This is a genomic window from Buchnera aphidicola (Anoecia corni) (genome assembly GCF_964056675.1).
GTDB lineage: Bacteria > Pseudomonadota > Gammaproteobacteria > Enterobacterales > Enterobacteriaceae > Buchnera_E > Buchnera_E aphidicola_B.
This window is the reverse complement of sequence record NZ_OZ060371.1, coordinates 36404-56853: the sequence shown is the minus strand read 5'-3', so window position 1 is coordinate 56853 and position 20450 is coordinate 36404. Positions and strand designations below refer to the sequence as shown.

At 24.5% G+C, this 20450-nt stretch carries 14 protein-coding genes and 4 tRNA genes; 14 read left to right on the top strand and 4 right to left on the bottom strand.

What is annotated here, in order from left to right:
* Nucleotides 1-167: 167 nt before the first annotated feature.
* Nucleotides 168-1196 carry a tRNA (adenosine(37)-N6)-threonylcarbamoyltransferase complex transferase subunit TsaD gene (gene tsaD, locus AB4W63_RS00235; protein WP_367681029.1) on the bottom strand — a complete coding sequence of 343 codons (1029 nt, stop codon included), beginning with the start codon at nt 1194-1196 and terminating at the stop codon, nt 168-170.
* Between the two features lie 205 nt (nt 1197-1401).
* On the opposite strand from tsaD, the gene rpsU reads away from it, so the two are divergent.
* From rpsU to rpoD, 3 genes are all read left to right on the top strand, one after another.
* Complete coding sequence (gene rpsU, locus AB4W63_RS00230; RefSeq protein ID WP_367681028.1) at nt 1402-1617, top strand: 30S ribosomal protein S21; 216 nt, start codon at nt 1402-1404, stop codon at nt 1615-1617.
* A gap of 87 nt (nt 1618-1704) precedes the next feature.
* Nucleotides 1705-3441 carry a DNA primase gene (gene dnaG, locus AB4W63_RS00225; protein WP_367681027.1) on the top strand — a complete coding sequence of 579 codons (1737 nt, stop codon included), beginning with the start codon at nt 1705-1707 and terminating at the stop codon, nt 3439-3441.
* A 194-nt stretch (nt 3442-3635) separates the two neighbouring features.
* Nucleotides 3636-5483, top strand: coding sequence for an RNA polymerase sigma factor RpoD (gene rpoD / locus AB4W63_RS00220; RefSeq protein ID WP_367681026.1), 1848 nt, complete (start codon nt 3636-3638; stop codon nt 5481-5483).
* An 849-nt stretch (nt 5484-6332) separates the two neighbouring features.
* Here rpoD and argH read toward each other — a convergent pair.
* The 3 genes from argH to AB4W63_RS00205 form a co-directional block, all read right to left on the bottom strand.
* Nucleotides 6333-7715 carry an argininosuccinate lyase gene (gene argH, locus AB4W63_RS00215; protein WP_367681025.1) on the bottom strand — a complete coding sequence of 461 codons (1383 nt, stop codon included), beginning with the start codon at nt 7713-7715 and terminating at the stop codon, nt 6333-6335.
* A 55-nt stretch (nt 7716-7770) separates the two neighbouring features.
* Nucleotides 7771-8994 carry an argininosuccinate synthase gene (locus tag AB4W63_RS00210; RefSeq protein ID WP_367681024.1) on the bottom strand — a complete coding sequence of 408 codons (1224 nt, stop codon included), beginning with the start codon at nt 8992-8994 and terminating at the stop codon, nt 7771-7773.
* Between the two features lie 1615 nt (nt 8995-10609).
* Nucleotides 10610-11431, bottom strand: a complete 822-nt coding sequence (locus AB4W63_RS00205; protein ID WP_367681214.1) for a methylenetetrahydrofolate reductase — start codon at nt 11429-11431, stop codon at nt 10610-10612.
* A gap of 670 nt (nt 11432-12101) precedes the next feature.
* Between AB4W63_RS00205 and AB4W63_RS00200 the strand changes: the two genes are divergently transcribed.
* From AB4W63_RS00200 to rpoB, 11 genes are all read left to right on the top strand, one after another.
* Nucleotides 12102-12174: transfer RNA gene (locus tag AB4W63_RS00200), tRNA-Thr, on the top strand.
* Between the two features lie 45 nt (nt 12175-12219).
* A tRNA-Tyr gene (locus tag AB4W63_RS00195) sits at nt 12220-12302 on the top strand.
* 127 nt (nt 12303-12429) lie between these two features.
* A tRNA-Gly gene (locus AB4W63_RS00190) sits at nt 12430-12504 on the top strand.
* An 8-nt stretch (nt 12505-12512) separates the two neighbouring features.
* Nucleotides 12513-12587, top strand: a tRNA-Thr gene (locus AB4W63_RS00185).
* Nucleotides 12588-12776: 189 nt separating this feature from the next.
* Nucleotides 12777-13160, top strand: coding sequence for a preprotein translocase subunit SecE (secE, locus tag AB4W63_RS00180; RefSeq protein ID WP_367681023.1), 384 nt, complete (start codon nt 12777-12779; stop codon nt 13158-13160).
* A gap of 2 nt (nt 13161-13162) precedes the next feature.
* The gene (gene nusG, locus AB4W63_RS00175) at nt 13163-13708 is read left to right on the top strand and encodes a transcription termination/antitermination protein NusG (protein ID WP_367681022.1); all 546 of its coding nucleotides are present in this window, start codon (nt 13163-13165) and stop codon (nt 13706-13708) included.
* Nucleotides 13709-13789: 81 nt separating this feature from the next.
* Complete coding sequence (gene rplK / locus AB4W63_RS00170) at nt 13790-14218, top strand: 50S ribosomal protein L11 (protein WP_367681021.1); 429 nt, start codon at nt 13790-13792, stop codon at nt 14216-14218.
* 2 nt (nt 14219-14220) lie between these two features.
* Complete coding sequence (gene rplA / locus AB4W63_RS00165; protein ID WP_367681020.1) at nt 14221-14925, top strand: 50S ribosomal protein L1; 705 nt, start codon at nt 14221-14223, stop codon at nt 14923-14925.
* A gap of 262 nt (nt 14926-15187) precedes the next feature.
* Nucleotides 15188-15694 (top strand): 50S ribosomal protein L10, encoded by a 507-nt coding sequence (gene rplJ / locus AB4W63_RS00160; RefSeq protein WP_367681019.1) that lies wholly within the window; start codon nt 15188-15190, stop codon nt 15692-15694.
* A gap of 63 nt (nt 15695-15757) precedes the next feature.
* The gene (gene rplL, locus AB4W63_RS00155; protein ID WP_367681018.1) at nt 15758-16129 is read left to right on the top strand and encodes a 50S ribosomal protein L7/L12; all 372 of its coding nucleotides are present in this window, start codon (nt 15758-15760) and stop codon (nt 16127-16129) included.
* Between the two features lie 272 nt (nt 16130-16401).
* Nucleotides 16402-20430, top strand: coding sequence for a DNA-directed RNA polymerase subunit beta (gene rpoB, locus AB4W63_RS00150; RefSeq protein ID WP_367681017.1), 4029 nt, complete (start codon nt 16402-16404; stop codon nt 20428-20430).
* The last annotated feature ends 20 nt before the right edge of the window (nt 20431-20450 follow it).

Sequence of the window (20450 nt, the reverse complement as noted above, 5' to 3'; positions counted from 1 at the left end):
CTAGTTATAGTAAACGTTTATTATTTTATGTATTTTTATTTTATGTGTAAAAGATGTAATGGTTTATATATTTTGCAAAATAAGTAATATTATTTAAATTATTGATAATATTAAAAAATAATGTATGATATTTGTTTCATATATTTATTTTTATGAGATAAAAAAAGTTATGAAATTATATGGGATTTTGAAATTGACCAAGTAGCATTAACTTGTATTTTTGGTGAAGTGAAAATTCCTTTTTTGAATTTTAAAAAACCTAAATATGCAATCATAGCACCATTATCTGTACAAAACTCAGGATCTGCGTAGTATAAATTTCCATCTACACTATAAGTTTCTAACATTTTTTGCAATTTGATTCTTAATCTTAGATTAGAACTAACTCCTCCAGCTATAACTAATCTTTTATATCCTGTTTGGATAAGGGCTTTTTTACATTTAAATACCAGTACATCTATTATAGCATCTTCAAATGATCTAGCAATATCTGATTTTATTTTAGAGTTAAGCTTATTATTTTGAACTATTTTTTTTGCATGTGTTTTTAATCCAGAGAAACTAAAATTTAAGTTAGGATGGTGTATCATTGGTCGAGGGAAAACAAATTTAGTATTTATACTTTTTGCTGCTAATTTTGATAATTGAGCTCCTCCTGGAGGATTTATTCCAAGTAAAAGAGCGGTTTTATCTAACGCTTCTCCAGCAGCATCATCAATAGAAGTACCTATAATTTTATAATTCGTCATACTAATAGCATTTATTATTTGAGTATGCTTTCCTGAAACTAATAATCCTATAAACGGAAATTTAATAGAATTGTTAAATCGTTTCATCATAAAAGTGAGTAAGTGAGCTTCCATATGATTTATAGGTATAACGGGAATATTCCAAGAATAAGCTAAAGAACTTCCTATTGTGGCACCGACTAACAGAGAACTAATAAGTCCAGGTCCAGCTGTATAAGCTATAGCACTAATAGTAGAAATATTGTAGTTTATATCGTATAATGCTAAACGAATTAATGGTACAATGTCATTTAAATGTTTTCTCGCTGCTAATTCAGGTACAATCCCTCCATATTTTATATTTAATTGAGATTGACTATTTAATTGATTAGTGATTAATCCAAGTTTTTCATCAAAAATAGCAATTCCTGTATCGTCGCATGACGTTTCAATTCCTAAGATTCGCATATTTAATATTTATTAGATTATTTATTTTTTAAAAGAATAATATGTATTATACATAATTATTAAATTATTAAATATTTTATTTTTTAATTTATGTAGATAGAGTATAGTTACTTTGAACAGTTAACCTAATATTTTTTTTTTATTTTTTTAGTTTTTCATATATAAAACTATAATATATTTAGTTTTCAAAGAGGTTTATTGAAATATGCCAATAATTAAAGTTCGTGAAAATGAACCGTTTGATATAGCTTTAAGAAGATTCAAAAGATTATGTGAAAAAGCTGGTGTTTTAGCAGAAATAAGAAGAAGAGAATTTTATGAAAAACCAACTACACAAAGAAAAAGAGCTAAAGCTTCAGCTATCAAACGTTTGTCCAAAAAACTTAATAGAGAAAATATTAAGAGATTGAGGATGTATTAATTTTTTATTAAATTTTTTAGTAAATTTAGTTTGACCGTTCTTTTGTAAAGTACGGTCATGTTTTCTTTATTAAAATAGATATAATATATGAAAAAAAAGATATCAAAAGAGTTTATAAACTCATTGTTACAGAAAACAAACATTGTTAGTATAATAGAAAATCGTATAAAATTAATAAAAAGAGGAAGAAATTATAGTGCTAGATGTCCTTTTCATGTTGAAAAGTATCCTTCTTTTACAGTTAGTTATGAAAAACAATTTTATTATTGTTTTGGTTGTCATGTTCATGGAAACGTAATTGATTTTTTAATTTCATATGACAGGAAGACTTTTATAGAGGCTATTTTTGAGTTAGCTAGTATAAATAATGTAGATGTTTCTGAATTAACAATAAAACCCTTAAAAAAAGTTAGTAATTTTAAATATGTTAAATATTATCGAGTTATGAACTTTGTAACAAGAGTATATCAAAAAAACATATTTTTATCTTGTAATAATAAGTTTTTAAAATATTTAATTAATAGAGGAATTAAAAAAAAAATAATTAATTTATTTATTTTAGGTTGTTCTAGTAATATTTCATATACTTTTTTAAAAAAGATAAAAAAAAATGAAATGTTATTAGATTGTGGAATTTTTTTAAAAAATGATCAAAAAAAATTTCTTGATCGATTTATCAACCGTATTATTTTTCCTTTACGAGATGAAAATGGGCAAGTAATAGGTTTAGGAAGTAGAAATATAAATTCTGAATTTCCTAAATATTTAAATTCTCCAGAAACTATAATTTTTAAAAAAAGAAAATTTTTGTATGGTTTATATGAAGCTAGTTATATGAGTTCTAATCTTCCTTACTTAATAGTAGTAGAAGGATATATAGATGTAATTACATTAACTCAGTATAGTATTTTTCATTCAGTAGCATTACTAGGAACTTCTGTTTCAAATGATCATCTTCAATTATTATTTAAAAAAACAAATAACATTATTTATTGTTTTGATGGTGATAGAGCGGGACGAATAGCTTCTTGGAGATCTTTGGTTTGTTCTTTATCTTTTTTGAGCGATAATAGAAGTATTAAATTTATATTTATCCCAAAAGAGCATGACCCTGATTCTTTAGTAAGAAAAGAAGGTAAAATTAAGTTTTTAAAAAGAATAAAAAAATCTATTAGTTTATCTGATTTTTTATTGTATCAAACATTAAATAAAAAAAATTTAAATACTATAGATCAGAAAATTGACTTTATAAAGAAAATTATTCCGTTGATAAATAAAATTCCGGGAAAAATAACACGATTTTTAGTAAAAAATCAGTTATTTACAATTTTAGGGTTTTCTAGAATTAAAGAAGAACATATTTTTTTTAGAGAAAACAGTTATAGTAAAAATAATATTTTTTATTTAGACGTAAAACAATCAAATATACGTATATTAATAGGATTGTTAGTACAAAATCCTTATTTGGCTAGTATAATTCCTGATATTCATAATTTAAAAATTGCAAAAATTGAAAAAATAATATTTTTTTTAGAAATAATAGATATATGTTTGTTATATAAAAATATAAATACTGCTCAATTAATTGAATTATATAGAGGAACATATAAATTTAAAGCATTAAGTAAATTATCTCATATAGATCTTATGATAGAAGAAAAAAAAATATCTGAAGTTTTCTTAGATTTATTAGTTAAAGTATATAATAAAGCATTAGAAAAACAATATTTTAAATTAGTGTTAAAAGAAAAAACAATTGGATTATGTTGGATAGAAAAAAATATGTTATGGGAGATTAGTAAAATTTTATCAGGGAACTCGTAGAATATTTAAATTATTTTTTTTATTAAATGAATATATTTTAATAATTAAACGTTCATTTAATTATTCAAAAAATAAATTTTTATACAAAAAAATAGAATTTATCTTTATAAATAACTATTTAAGAATAAACATACTCATTATTGACAATAATTGTCAATGAACATCAATTAATAATAGTAGCATGGAAAACTTTTATGGAGTCGAATCCACAATCTCAATTTCAATTATTAGTGACTCATGGTAAAGAACAAGGGTATCTTACTTATACTGAAGTAAATGACCATCTACCAGATGATATAGTGAATTCTGAACAAATTGAAGACATTATACAAATGATTAATGATTTAGGGATCCAAGTGTTAGAAGAAGCCCCGGATTCTGATGATTTAATTATTTTAAATAATGATAGTTCTAATTCTGACGAGGATGCAATTGAAGTAGTAACTCAGGTTTTGTCCAGTGTTGAATCTGAGGTTGGACGAACTACAGATCCAGTTAGAATGTATATGAGAGAAATGGGTACAGTAGATTTATTAACTAGAGAAGGGGAAATTGATATTGCTAAAAGAATTGAAGATGGAATTAATGAAGTGCAATCAGCTATAGCTAAATATCCGAAGTCAGTTGACTATATATTAAAACAGTACGAAAGAGTAATTTCTAGTGAAATTCGTTTGTCAGATGTAATTGTTGGATTTATAGATTCTAATTTAGAAGAACAATCTAATTCTAAACAGTTACATAGCGATAGTCCATCTGTTTTAAAAAATAATGATATTTCTTTAAGTAATGTTAGTCACATAGAAGAGAGCAATGGAGAAGAGTATCATATTGTTGATCCGGAATTAGCTAAAGAAAAATTTTATCATTTGAAACAACAAAATGTTATTACAGATAAAATTATAAAAAAAATGAGTAGAAAACATTATTTTTCTACTAAAGAATTACGTAATTTGTCAGATATTTTCAAACAATTTAGATTAGCTCCAAAACAATTTGAGTATTTAGTAGATAGAATTCGAAAAATTGTTTTGCTAATTAGAAATTATGAACAGAATATTATTAATTTATGTATTGAAACATGTAAAATACCAAAAAAAATATTTGTTAAATATTATCTGAGTCGAAAAAATAATACTGATTGGCTAAAAAAAATTATTTTAATGAATAAATCTTGGTCGGAAAAATTAACTTTAGTAGAGAATAAAATAATTTTTTTCATAAAAAAATTAACAGATATTGAAAAAAAAGTAGGTTTATCTATAGAAGAAATAAAGAGTATAAATAAAAAAATGTCTATAGGAGAAGTAAAAGCCAAAAGAGCAAAAAAAGAAATGGTAGAAGCTAATTTAAGATTAGTAATTTCTATAGCAAAAAAATATACAAATAGAGGTTTACAATTTTTAGATTTAATACAAGAAGGTAATATAGGGTTAATGAAAGCAGTTGATAAGTTTGAATATAGAAGAGGATATAAGTTTTCAACATATGCTACTTGGTGGATTAGACAAGCAATAACTAGATCTATTGCTGATCAAGCTCGTACTATTAGAATTCCGGTTCATATGATAGAAACAATTAATAAACTTAATCGAATTTCTAGACAGATTTTACAGGAATTTGGTAGAGAACCAACTCCAGAAGAGTTGTCAAAAAAAATGTTTATTCCAGAAGAAAAAATAAGAAAAGTCTTAAAAATAGCCAAAGAACCAATTTCTATGGAGACACCCATAGGAGATGATGACGATTCACATCTTGGTGATTTTTTAGAGGATACATCTTCAGAATTACCTCTAGATTCAGCAACGTCTGAAAGTTTAAAATCAGCAACTAATCATATATTATCTGGATTAACAGAAAGAGAAGCTAAAGTTTTGCGAATGAGATTCGGAATAGACATGAACACTGATCATACTTTAGAAGAAGTAGGAAAACAATTTGATGTAACACGAGAAAGAATTAGACAAATAGAAGCTAAAGCATTACGCAAATTAAGGCATCCTAGTAGATCTGAGTTACTGCGTAGTTTTCTAGACGACTAGTATTATTTTTTTTAAAATATGAAACATATTAGTTAATAACTATTTTTTTTCACAATAAAAATGTGAAACGATAGTGTTGATATTTAATTATATAAAGTGTTCTTATGTATTTGATATAAATTGTATTTATAGAAAAATTTACCTGAATTTTTTTGTTATTGACAAGTAGTTATTTTAAATAAAAAATTTTTTTAATTAGTATAATATGCATTACTATGTTTTATTAAATTGCACGTATTTTAAATACTAAATATTTTTGATTATTATATAAATATATATAAATTATTTATATACAAGAAGAATAAATTTAATTCAAGAAAGAAATATTAAGTGTTTAAATATGGTTTAAATGTACAACATATATATATATAGTAATATTTTATAAATAAATTAGTTTTATATGGATATGTAGTTAAAACTTAAGTTCAAATAATATAATTATATATTTGTACAGTATACAAACACGATTTAGTTATTATAACTATATATATTAATATTTAATTTAAAAATATTATATTTGAAATTATTTGTCATATTAATATTATGAACTATAAACATACTATAGAGTAGAAGTAATTATTTATTAAAAAAAAAATAAAATATAAAAATAATAAATATGTAAATAAGTATGTAGTACTTATTTTAAAATGAATAAACTTAATTATTTGATATTTAATATTAATAGTTATTGATTAATTTATAAAAAATAAAAAATATACTTTTAATAGTGTTTATGCGATATGTTATCTTAAAACTTATAATGAGATTACATATCGTGTTAATAATATTAAATACGGAAAATAAACTAATAACACATATTATGTGTTTTTTATTAATAGTTTTTTATTTTTATTTTGTATTAAAAAATTTTTTTTTAGCTTCTTTTATAGCAAATAGTATTTGCCTTTTACATATACCTCCTGTAGAACTTCTTTTTTCTAAAATATTTTCTAATTTTAGATGATTATATACATCTTGATCAATAACATGAGAATATTTTTTAAAAGTTAATAAGTCTAATTGATCTAAATTTTTATTTTTTTTAATTGCTTCTAGTACTATATTTCCCACAATGTTGTGTGCAGAACGAAATTCTATTCCTTTTTTTACTAGATAGTCTGCTAATTCTGTAGCATTTGAGTATCCTTGTTCTGCTGCTTGACGACAAATTTTTTTATTTATTTGCATATTTTTTAAAACTAAAGAAGCCATTTTTAAACAGTTACTCCATGTTTTTAAAGAATCGAAAAGACCTTCTTTATCTTCTTGCATGTCTTTATTATAAGAAAGAGGTAATCCTTTAAAAACTACTAAAGTATTTATTAAAGATCCGTATACTCGTCCTGATTTAGCTCTAATGAGTTCTAAACAGTCTGGATTTTTTTTTTGAGGCATTAAAGAAGAACCAGATGTAATTTCATCGGATAATTGAATAAAATTGGCTTCTCCTGAATTAAAAAAAATTAAATCTTCAGAAAATCTAGACAAATGCATCATACTAATTGCAGAAGCAGAAAGAAGATCTAGTACGTAGTCTCTATCAGACACACTGTCTAAACTATTTTTAGTTTCTGAACTAAATCCCATATCTACAGATAAACTTTTTCGGTCAATGTTCCATGCTGTTCCAGATAACGCTCCAGATCCTAGAGGATTCAGGTTCATTCTTTTAAAAGAATCTTTAAGACGAATATTATCTCTTTTAAACATTTCTAAATAAGCCAAACACCAATGTGAAAATACGATAGGTTGAGCTCTTTGTAAATGTGTATACCCAGGAAGAATAATATCTATATTTAATTCTGCAGTAATAATTAATGTTTTTTGAAGATTTTTTATTTCTTGCATTAATTTATTTACTTTATATTTGCACCACAATTTTAAATCAGTTGTTACTTGGTCATTTCTACTTCTTCCTGTATGTAGTTTTTTTCCTAAAGAACCAATCATAGTAATGAGTTGCTGTTCTATCCAAGTATGAATATCTTCTGCGTTACTATTTAACATTATTTTTGGGTTTTTCTTTACTTTATTAAGTAGTACTAACAAAGCTTCTTCAATTTTTTTTTGTTCTAATTTTGTTAAAATATTAATTGAAGTTAAAGTTCGTGACCAAGCAATAGAACTTAAAATATCGTATTTTGCTAATTTGTAATCGACATCTAAAGAGTTATTAAATGTACAGAAAAAATCGTTTGGTTTTTTAGAAAATCTACCTCCCCATAGTGCCATTGCAGTGTTTCTCCTATTTTAATTTTTATTTATATATTAATAAAATTATTGATAATTATTTATTTTCTAATTTAATTTTGTTTAATGATCGGATTCTAGATGAAATAGAATATAGGTTTATGAATCCTTGTGCATCTTTTTGATTGTATATGTCATCTTGACTAAAAGTAGCATATTTTTTTAAATATAATGAATTGTGTGATTTTTTTTGAATAGGAATAACATTTCCTTTGTAAAGTTCTAATACTACTTCTCCGTTAATAACATTAGAAAGAGAATTTGCAGCAGATTGTAGTGATTGTCTTAATGGAGTAAACCAACGTCCATCGTATATTACGTAAGACATTTCTAATCCAATTTGTTCTCTCCATTTAAAACTTTCTCGATCTAAAACTAATTGTTCTATTGCTCTAATTGCAATATTCATAATAGTTCCACCAGGTGTTTCATAACAACCTCGAGATTTTATTCCAATTAGTCTGTTTTCTACTATATCGACTCTTCCTATACCATGATGTGATCCAATAGAGTTCAATAAGTTTAAGCATTCTAATGGGTTTAATTTTTTGTTATTTATTTTTATTATTTCTCCATTTTGTATAGAAATTAAAACTTTTTCTGGATTACTAGAAGTTTTTTTTGGATCTTTAGTCCAACTCCAGCAGTCAATATTAGGTTCTTTCCATGGATCTTCCAGTTGTCCTCCTTCTGTCGAAATATGCCAGCAATTTTCATCTTTACTATAAATTTTTTCTACAGTAGTAGTTGTAGGAATATTTTTGTTTTTTAAGTAGGTTATTAATTCTTCTCTGGAAGATATTTTCCATTCACGCCATGGAGCAATAATTTTTAGTTTAGGAGCTAAAGCTGCGTAAGCCATTTCAAATCGTATTTGATCGTTACCTTTTCCTGTTGCTCCGTGGCATAATGCTATTGAATTAGTTTTCAAAGCTAATTCAACTTGTGCTTTAGCTATTACAGGTCTAGCTAAAGCGGTTCCTAATAAATACTGTTTTTCATATAAAGCTCCAGTTTTAAGCATAGGATATATATATTTAGTTACAAAATCATAACGCAAATCATATATATAACATTGCTTAGCTCCAGAATAAATAGCTTTTTTTTTGATATCGATTAAATCTTTTTCAGATTGTCCAATATTAGCGACAAATGCTATTACTTCATAAGAATAATTTTCTTTAATCCAAGGAATAATAGCTGAAGTATCTAATCCTCCTGAGTATGCTAGTACAACTGTGTTTTTTTGAGTTTTTTGCATAAATCCTCTGATTTTTAAAACAAAATGTTAAGTTAGTTTTTAATTTTTAACATGAAATAGTAAAAAAAAATATAAAAGTATTTTTAAAAATTTAATAAAAATAGAAAATAATATATATAATTTTTAATTAATAAAGCATTGTTTTTGATACATTAAGTAATGTAAAAATATTGTTATCTTTAATAGATAAAATATGATTTCCTTTTAAAGGAAACTTATAATAAATAGTTTTAACTATATATACTTAGCGGTTTTATTATGTTGATACTATTTTAGTGTTTTAATTATAATTAAAACTATATATGTATGAAAATAAAACATTGTACAATACAAAGTAATGTATACGTTTGTAAGCGTGTTTTACTGTTTAATTATTATAAAAAAAATGATTATATATATTGTTTAAAAAAAATTAATTTAGGAAAAATATATTATATATATTTATATTTTTAATATTAAGTTTTAAGTTTTATATGAATTAATATAAAACATTTGATTTTACTTTTTTAATTTTAATTATTGTTGTAATTTTTTTTATATTATTGTTTTTTATGTTCAATAAACCTTCTTATTTTTCTATATAAATAATTGTAATATTAATAGTTTAATTTTTTATATATAAAACTAATGAATTTAATTTTTTATTAATTAAATATTTTTTTTAAATATTATAAAAAAGTGTTTATAGTATAAAATGTATTAATATTGAAATTTAATAGTTAATAAGAAAGTATTAAATTTTACGATTTAGAATATATAGCTTATATTATAAGCTAATTTCATTAACAATTGATAATTTATATAATCAGTAAAATATATATACAAATATTTTTTGATAAAAAATTAAAATATAAATTTTGAAATAATTGTGTTTTTAAATTTATATATATTAATATAAATTAAATTAATTTATGAAAAATTAATAAAAAAAATTTACTATTATTAATATTTAATATTTATTAAAAATAAAAAGTAGTATATGTGTTCTATTTTTAAAGAATAACGATATTATTAATATAATATAATATTAAATTTAAGTTTTTAATTAAACCAATTATATGTATAACCATTATATTTAAGTTTAATAATCTATAATAGAACTTTTTTTAAATAGTAACTTTATTAAAATCTACTTATTACTATAATAAATGTTTAATTTTAACGTTTATTTTGTTTTCAATATTTATTAGTTTAATATTTATACATATTACATATATAGCAGCTTATTTTAATAAGTATATAAAATTTGATCTTCTTTCACATTTATTTTCAGCTTCCTTATTTTAAAAAATTAAAAAAATAGTAATGTTTATAATATAGATACATTTAATTTACTATAATTTAATTGGTATATTTAGTTATTTTAATATATGCATGTTTTATGTTAACTAATTATAATTATTTATGTGATATTAATTGAATTAAAATTAAAAATAATTAATTGTATTTATAGTTTTTAAAATCAACAGATTTATAAACGATGGTTTTTGTCATTTAAGATTTAATTAGTTTTAAATTAAAAGAAAACAAATTAAGTTAATATGTTAATTAACTAAAATTATTATTTTTTTAAATAGATATTAATTATTATATAATTTAATTACATTCTATTTTTCTAAAAATTTTCTATTTTTAATATATGGGCGATAGAATATGTTAAGTATAATTTGTTTAATGTATAAAAATGAAATTTTCTAACTCCTTCTTTGTAAAGAACATCTATTATAGAGTTGGTAATGTATGAAGATGCTATATGAAATGGTATAGAATTAGGTGTTAAATTATTTAATAAATTAAATATTTTATTTGGAATATCCACATTAGTCATTGAAGAAAATTGTTTCAACTGTTGTATATTAATAATTGGTAATATTCCTGGGATTAAATCATTATGTATTCCAATTTTAGAACATTTATCTCTGAATCTTAAATATGTATTTGCATTAAAAAAAAATTGTGTAATAGCGCTATTAGCTCCAGCTAAAAATTTATTTTTTAAGTTTAATAAATCAAAAGTGGCATTTTTAGCTTCCGGATGAACTTCTGGATAAGCGGCAACGTAAATTTTAAAATTTTCTATTGTTTTTAATATGTTAATTAAGTCTATTGCATACATTGTATTAGAATTAGATTTGTTTATTCTATCTCCGCGTAATGCAAGAATAGATTTAATCCCATTTTCCCAGTATTTTTTAGCAATAGTTTGAAGTTCTCGTTTGTTATGATTAACACAAGTTATGTGAGGAACTGTATGTATTTGGTTATTTTTTCTTATTTTTTTTATTAATTTATAAGTTTTGTTTGTTGTTGTTTTATTTGGACTACAAGTTATAGAAATAAAAGATGGATTAAGAGATTTAAATTGATTTATATCTGAAAGAAGTTGTGTAATTGATTTTTCGTTTTTAGGAGGAAAAAATTCAAAAGATATAGAAATTGAATTAGTTAAATTTTCTTTTTTTTTTTTAATGTAGAATTTCTTTTATAAGAAAACATAGTATTAACCTGTTTGTATTACTTAATATTCAAATTTAATTGTTAAATTAATATTTAATTCTTATTTTTTGTTTAGTAAATTACTTTTTATATAAAATGTAAATAAATAATGAGATGATAAAAAAACTAAAATGTAGAGATGCATAATGAAATTATTTTTAGATTAAAAAGTTAATATATAAATTTATCAATAAATAAATTTGGTTATCTTCTACAGAAGATATAACTATAGTAATAGTTATTCATCTTGCTATTGTACTATTAAAATAGAAAATAAAAGCTAAAATAGTAAATGTTATTAACAGTAAATACACATTTTTTAGCAAAAAATACTAATATAATGAAATAAATATTATTTTGGTTTAATTTTTTTGTAATTTCTATTATATTTTAAATTATTAGTAATAAATAGTAATTAAATTAACAATAATATATTGTATTTTTAATGTTTTAAAAAAATAAAAAACTAATTTAGTTAATTTTAAAAATATAATATATTATATACAAATGTGATTTTATCATATATAATTTAATTACTTCAATGAATATGCATAATATTATATATATATATATATATATTTATAAGATGTAAACAATATAAATATATTATAGCCGGCTTAGCTCAGCAGGTAGAGCAACTGACTTGTAATCAGTAGGTCACCAGTTCAATTCCGGTAGCCGGCATACGATATATATGTTTTGTTTTTTATAAAAAATTTTACTATACATGGTGGGATTCCCGAGTGGTTAAAGGGATCAGACTGTAAATCTGCCGTCATTAGACTTCGAAGGTTCGAATCCTTCTCCCACCAAAATAGATTGTATTATTTATTTTTAGTGTTATTTTTTATTTTTTTATCCATAAAATAAAAAGTTTAATATATTAAAATATTTTCAAATTTAATGAAGTTATCGAATCACTAAACATCAAAAATATATGCGGATATCGTATAAAGGCTATTACTTCAGCCTTCCAAGCTGATAATGCGGGTTCGATTCCCGCTATCCGCTCCAAATATTATGCTGGTATGGCTCAGTGGTAGAGCACACCCTTGGTAAGGGTGAGGTCCCCAGTTCAAGTCTGGGTATCAGCACCATCTGCGTAAATATCTTTAAGTAAAATAGTATTTATAGAAAATAAATATGTATGTACAACTAATTACTATTATCCTTTTCACTCGTCAAAAAAAAAAATGTATAACTATTGAAATTTGATTATTTAAAATGATTAATCAGTGTATTAGTTATTTTCAATAATATATCATTTTTTTGTTTAAGGATAGTTTATGGGATATAATTGCCAGTTAAAAACGCTTTTCAATATAAAAGAATGGCATAAGTGGTTATTTATTTTTTTGTCTTATTGTAGTATAGAAATAAGTAATTTTTATAGAGAAAAGTTATGTATTTTTCTTCATATTATAATACTAAGTGTATTTTTTATTTGTATAGTAATAACAGTGTTTTGTACAAAAATTGGAAGGTATGTAATTAATTTATTAATAGAATCAAAAAAAGAAATAAAAAATGTTATTTGTCCTAGTATTAAAGACACTTTTTATACTTCTCTATTTATCATAGTGATTACAGTTTTAATGTCGTTAGTTATATATGGAATAGATAAAACATTTTTTTATTTAATATCGTGTATAATTAAATTAGGATGTTAATTATGGATTCTAAAATAAAAAAACGTTGGTACGTTTTGCAGGCTTTTTCTGGTTTTGAAACAAAAGTAGTAAATTCTATTAATGAACAGATAAAATTACATAGCATGGAGCATATGTTTGGAAAAATTATGGTTCCTACAGAAGAAGTTGTGGAAATTCGTAGAGGACAGAAGAAAAAAAGTGAATATAAATTTTTTCCAGGATATGTTTTAATTCATATGGTTATGAATAATGATAGTTGGCATTTAATACGCAGTGTACCTCGTGTTTTAGGGTTTATAGGAGGAACAACGGAACGACCTTTACCTATAAGCGATAAAGAAGTTGATGCAATTATAAGTAGATTAGAAAAGATAGGAAATAAACCAAGGCCAAAAACGTTATTTGAACCAGGTGAAACAGTTAGAATAAAAGATGGTCCGTTTTCAGATTTTAACGGTGTAGTAGAAGAAATTGATTATGATAAAAACAGGTTAACGGTATCAGTATCTATTTTCGGAAGAGCTACTCCTGTAGAATTAGATTTTTCGCAAGTAGAAAAAAATTAATTTAATCGTGTGTAGTAAATACAGACACATATTTTATTTTTAAAATTATTTAAAATTTATTATAGATACAGGTAAATAAATATGGCAAAAAAAGTTCATTCTTTTGTAAAATTACAGGTTTTAGCAGGAATGGCAAATCCTAGTCCACCAGTAGGTCCGGCGTTAGGACAAAGAGGAGTTAACATAATGGAATTTTGTAAATTATTTAATTCTAGAACAAAAGATATAGAAAAAGGACTACCTGTTCCTGTCATTATTAAAGTTTTTTCTGATAAAACATTTACTTTTGTTATAAAAACAACACCTGCTTCTGTATTAATAAAAAAAACAATAGGAATTAAATCTGGATCCAGTAAAGCTAATCAAGAAAAAGTAGGGGTAATTACTCAAAAACAATTAGAAAGTATTGCGAAAATAAAAGAAAAAGATATGACAGGTTCTAGTTTAGAAAATATTGTTAGATGTATTGAAGGAACAGCAAAATCAATGGGTGTAACTGTGGAGAAGTAGAAGTGAAAAGAATTTCAAAGAGAATGAAGCGTGTTTATGAAAATATAGATGTTAAAAATAATTTCGATATAATAACTGGACTTTCTTTATTAAAAAAAACATCTTATTCTAATTTCGTTGAAAGTGTTGATGCATCAATTCATTTAGGTATAGATTCTAAACAACCTAATCAAAATGTTAAAGGAACAGTAACTTATCCTTTCGGGTTAGGAAAATCTATTATTGTTGTGGTTTTTACACAAGAACTCAATTCACAATTAGCTAAAGAATCTGGTGCTGACTTTGTAGGAATGGAAGATTTAGCTGAAAAAATAAAAAACAAAAATATTAAACCTGATGTAGTAATTGCATCTCCGGATGCTATGAATATAGTAGGGAAGTTAGGACCATTTTTAGGTCCTAGAGGATTAATGCCTAACCCAAAATTAGGAACAGTTACTGATAATATAAAAAATGCAGTTATTAATGCAAAAAAAGGTCAATTTTATTATAAAAATGATAAAAATGGTATTATTCATGCTGCTATAGGAAATATTTCTTTTACAGAAAATAATTTAAAGGAAAATTTGTTAACCTTATTATTAGCTTTAAGAAAGTCAAAACCTGTTCATTCAAAAGGTCAATTTATACAAAAAATTTCATTATCTACTACTATGGGTGCTTCAGTTATAGTAGATAAATCGAGTTTAAATATATCCTTAGTATAAAATTAGTTTATTGGAATTATTCAATTAATTAGTTTTAATTATTAAATATTTGCATGTATTTTTATACCAACTTAATTATTGTGAGAAAATTAAAAGATCATATTTAACTTATAAAATTCACATAATTTATTCATTTTTCATATGAAATATAACTAATATATTTATAAGAAAATTTATATAAAGTATAAATTTAAACAAGAATTTACGAAATGTACATAGTACTGTTTAATTTTATTAAGGTATATAGGAGTAAAAATGTAGAATGGCAATAAATAAAAAAAAAAAAAAAACTATCATTTCTAAAATAACTAAAGTAAATAATGTAGCTATATCTGCTGTTATATCTGATATCACTGGAGTTTCAGTAAATAATATTACTAAGTTAAGAAAAGAAGCCAAAAAAGTAGGTGTAGTAGTTTATTCCGTGCGTAATTCATTACTTAAGAGATCAGTTAATGGAACAATATTTCAATGTTTAGAAAATCAATTGAATGGACCAACTTTAATAGCATATTCTTTAGAGCATCCAGGTAGTGCAGCAAGATTGTTAGATAAGTTTCAGAATAAAGATATTAAGTTAAAGATTAAAGGTGCTGTTTTTAAAAATAAAATGTTATTGCCTAATGAAATTAAAAGTTTGATTGAAATGCCTACTTATAATGAAGCAATTAGTAAAATAATGTCAATTTTACAAGAAATATCAATTGGAAAATTATTTAAAACAGTAATAGCTATATATAATAAGAAAAAAGATAGTATAAAAAAATAAAAATATTTTTTATATATTCCTAAAACAAATAAATAGTTACAATGAAGATTAGGATAATTTAATATGTCGGTAACTAAAGAAAAAATTGTAGAAGCTATATCAAATATGTCAATTGAAAATGTAATTGATTTAATCTCTGATATGGAAAAAAAATTTGGAGTTTCTGCTTCTTCTATTTCAAATAGTGTATCTGGAAATTCAAATGCAGCTGTAATTGAAGAAAAAACAGAATTTACTGTTTTTTTAAAATCGATAGGTCCTAATAAAGTATCTGTAATTAAAGCTGTACGAAGTAATAGCGGATTAGGATTAAAAGAAGCTAAAGATTTAGTAGAGTCAGCTCCTACTATTGTTAAAGAAAATATTAATAAAGAAGATGCTAATTCTTTAAAAATGAGTTTAGAATCAGCTGGAGCTGAAGTAGAAATTAAATAAATGTTTAAAATTATGGAACAGGTATTTTTGCTAAATTTGTTTCTATTAGCAGCTGGTGATTAATAAGTCACCAGCTTTTTTACATTAACTTAATTCAAAGAAAATAGTATTATTTTCAATGTTTTTAACGTCTATATGATTAAGCAAAATAGTGTAGCGTAGTTAAATATTATTATTATTATTTTAATAATAGTTTTTATTTATAAGAATTTAATTATTTTAATAATTAAGTATAAAAAATATAATATTGTTATTATTTAGATGAGGAATTCATGATTTACTCCTATACTGAAAAAAAACGAATTCGTAAAGATTTTGGAAAAAGACCAAAAGTATTAGATATTCCTTATCTTTTATCGATTCAGTTGGACTCTTTTAAAAAGTTTATTAATCAAAATGTTGATGGAGAATGCGGATTAGAATCTGCTTTTCGTTCTTTGTTCCCTATCAGAAGTTATAGTGGTAATGCAGAATTACAGTATGTTAAATACCGTTTAGATAATACAAGTTTTGATGTACAAGAATGCCAAACAAGAGGAATGACATATTCTTCTCCTCTGCGAGTTAAACTACGGTTAATAATTTATGAGAAAGAAGCATCTCAAACGACAGTTAAAGATATAAAAGAACAAGAAGTATATATGGGAGAAATTCCATTAATGACAAGTAATGGAACGTTTATTATTAATGGAACTGAACGAGTTGTAGTATCGCAATTACATCGTAGTCCTGGTGTTTTTTTTGATAGTGATAAAGGAAAAACTCATTCTTCTGGGAAAGTTCTATATAATGCTCGTATAATTCCTTATCGAGGATCTTGGTTAGATTTTGAATTTGATGCTAAAGATAATTTATTTGTTAGAATTGATAGAAGAAGAAAATTTCCAGTTACTATTTTATTACGAGCTTTAGATTATAATATAGAACAAATATTAGAAATATTTTTTAAAAAAAATATTTATCAAATGCGTGAAAATAAATTTTTTTTAATTTTATCACCGAATAGACTCCGTGGGGAAACAGCTTTATTTGATATAAAGGCAAAAGAAAAAATATATGTAAAAAAAGGAAGTCGAGTTACTACCAGACATATTAATATGTTAATTCAAGATAAGATTGATTATATAGAAGTTCCAGTTGAGTATTTAGTAGGACGAGTTCTTGCAAAAGAATATTTAGATCAAAATTCTAATAATGTTATTATTGAAGCAAATGCCATTCTTTCTTTAGAAATTATAGAAAAAATTAAGAACAGTGGATATAGTGAAATTGAAACGATATTTACAAATGATTTAGATTATGGATCGTATATATCAGAAACTCTTCGAATTGATAATACTATTAATAGAGATACTGCTCTTACAGAAATTTACAGAATGATGCGTCCAGGAGAACCACCTACAAGAGAAGCGGCTGAAGTTTTATTTAACAATTTGTTTTTTTGTGAAGAAAGATATGATTTATCACCAGTTGGTAGAATGAAGTTTAACAGATCTTTATCCAGAGTTGATATAGATGGAAAAAGTGTTTTATCTAAAATAGATATTGTTGATGTTATATTAAAAATAATTAGTATTAGAAATGGAAAAGGAGTTGTAGATGATATTGATCACTTAGGAAATAGAAGAATTCGTTCTGTTGGAGAAATGGCGGAAAACCAGTTTAGAATAGGATTAGTTCGTGTAGAACGAGCTGTAAAAGAAAGATTATCTTTAGGAGATTTAGATACATTAATGCCTCAAGATATGATTAATGCAAAACCTATTTCGGCTGCAATTAAAGAGTTTTTTGGAACTAGTCAATTATCTCAATTCATGGATCAGAATAATCCTTTATCTGAAATTACGCATAAAAGAAGAATATCAGCTCTTGGAATCGGAGGTTTAACTAGAGAAAGAGCAGGTTTTGAAGTAAGAGATGTTCATCCAACTCATTATGGAAGAGTTTGTCCTATAGAAACCCCAGAAGGTCCAAATATAGGTTTAATAAACTCTTTATCTGTATATGCTAGAACTAATAAATATGGTTTTTTAGAAACGCCGTATAGAAAAGTTATAAGTGGAATAGTAACAAACGATATTACTTATTTATCTGCTATTGAAGAAGGTAATTTTATAATAGCTCAAGCTAATACAAATTTAAATAAAGATGGACGGTTAATAGATGAATTAGTTACTTGTCGTTATCATGGAGAATCTGGTTTATTTTTTTATAAAAAAGTAGAATATATGGATGTTTCTACACAGCAAATTGTATCTGTTGGAGCGTCATTAATTCCTTTTTTAGAGCATGATGATGCAAATCGAGCATTAATGGGAGCTAATATGCAACGTCAAGCTGTTCCAACTTTAGTAACAGAAAAACCACTTATTGGAACAGGAATGGAACGTGCAGTAGCAGTTGATTCTGGAGTTACAGTCGTAGCTAAGAGAAGTGGAAAAATTCAATATGTTGATGCATCTCGAATTGTTGTTAGAGTAAAAAAAGAAGAAATGAGTTTAGGAGAATCAGGAATAGATATTTATAACTTAACTAAATACACTAGATCTAATCAAAATACGTGTATAAATCAAACTCCATGTATTAATTTAAGTGAAAAGGTAAAAAAAGGAGATGTATTAGCTGATGGACCTGCTACAGATTTAGGGGAATTAGCATTAGGTCAAAATATGCGTGTAGCATTTATGCCATGGAATGGATACAATTTTGAAGATTCTATCTTAATTTCGGAAAAAATAGTACAAGATGATAGGTTTACTACTATTCATATTCAAGAGTTAAGTTGTATTTCTAGAGATACTAAATTAGGACCTGAAGATATTACGGCTGATATACCTAATATAGGAGAGTCTGCTTTATCAAAATTAGATTCTTCAGGAATAGTATATATAGGAGCTGAAGTTACTGGCGGAGATATATTGATAGGAAAAGTAACGCCAAAAGGAGAAACACAATTAACACCTGAGGAAAAATTATTACGCGCTATTTTTGGAGAAAAAGCATCTGATGTAAAGGATTCTTCTTTAAGAGTACCTAATGGAATTTCTGGAACTGTTATTGATGTTCAAGTGTTTACTCGAGATGGTATAGAAAAAGATAAACGTGCTTTATCAATAGAAAAAATGCAGTTGAAACAAGTTGAAAAAGATATTTCTGAAGAAAAGAAGATTTTTGAGTTGAGTTTATTTAATCAAGTAAAAGAAGTATTAATTAATTCAGGTATATCTCTGGATAAACTCAAATCTATTCCATATGAACGTTGGTTACAATTTAAATTAAAAAATAAATCTGAAGAAGAAAAAATAAAGACTTTATCTATTCAATATATTGAATTAAAAAATAAATTTAAAAAAAAATTGAAAGAAAAATGTAGTAAAATCATTCAGGGAGACGATTTAGCTCCTGGAATATTAAAAATTGTCAAAGTTTACTTAGCAGTAAAAAGACAAATCCAACCTGGAGACAAAATGGCTGGAAGACATGGAAATAAAGGAGTTGTTTCAAAAATTAATCCTATTGAAGATATGCCTTATGATGAACATGGAGTTCCAGTAGACATAGTTTTAAATCCTTTAGGAGTGCCATCAAGGATGAATATAGGTCAAATATTAGAAACTCACTTAGGATTAGCAGCTAAAGGAGTAGGAGAAGTAATAAAAAAAATGTTAGAACGTAAAGAAAAAATTAAATTTTTGCGTAAATTTATGCAAAAAGCTTTTGATTTAGGTTCTAATGTACAGCAAAAAGTAAATTTGAAAGAATTTACTGATCAAGAAGTGATTTGTTTAGCAAAAAATCTAAAAAACGGAATGCCTATTGCTAGTCCTGTGTTTGATGGGGCGAAAGAAAATGAAATTAAAGAAATGCTGCAGCTAACAAATCTACCTTCTTCTGGTCAAATTGATTTATTTGATGGAAGAACTGGGGATAAATTTGAACGTCCAGTAACAGTTGGATATATGTATATGTTAAAGTTAAATCATTTAGTAGATGATAAAATGCATGCTCGTTCTACTGGTTCTTATAGTTTAATAACTCAACAACCGCTAGGAGGAAAAGCTCAGTTTGGTGGTCAAAGATTTGGAGAAATGGAGGTGTGGGCTTTAGAAGCATATGGGGCCTCTCATACCTTACAAGAAATGTTAACAGTAAAATCTGATGATGTCAATGGTAGAACTAAAATGTATAAAAATATAGTAGATGGAAATTATAACATGGAACCAGGAATGCCTGAATCTTTTAATGTTTTATTAAAAGAAATAAGATCGTTAGGTATAAATATTGATTTAGAAGACGAATAGTTATTTTTAATTGTTAGGAC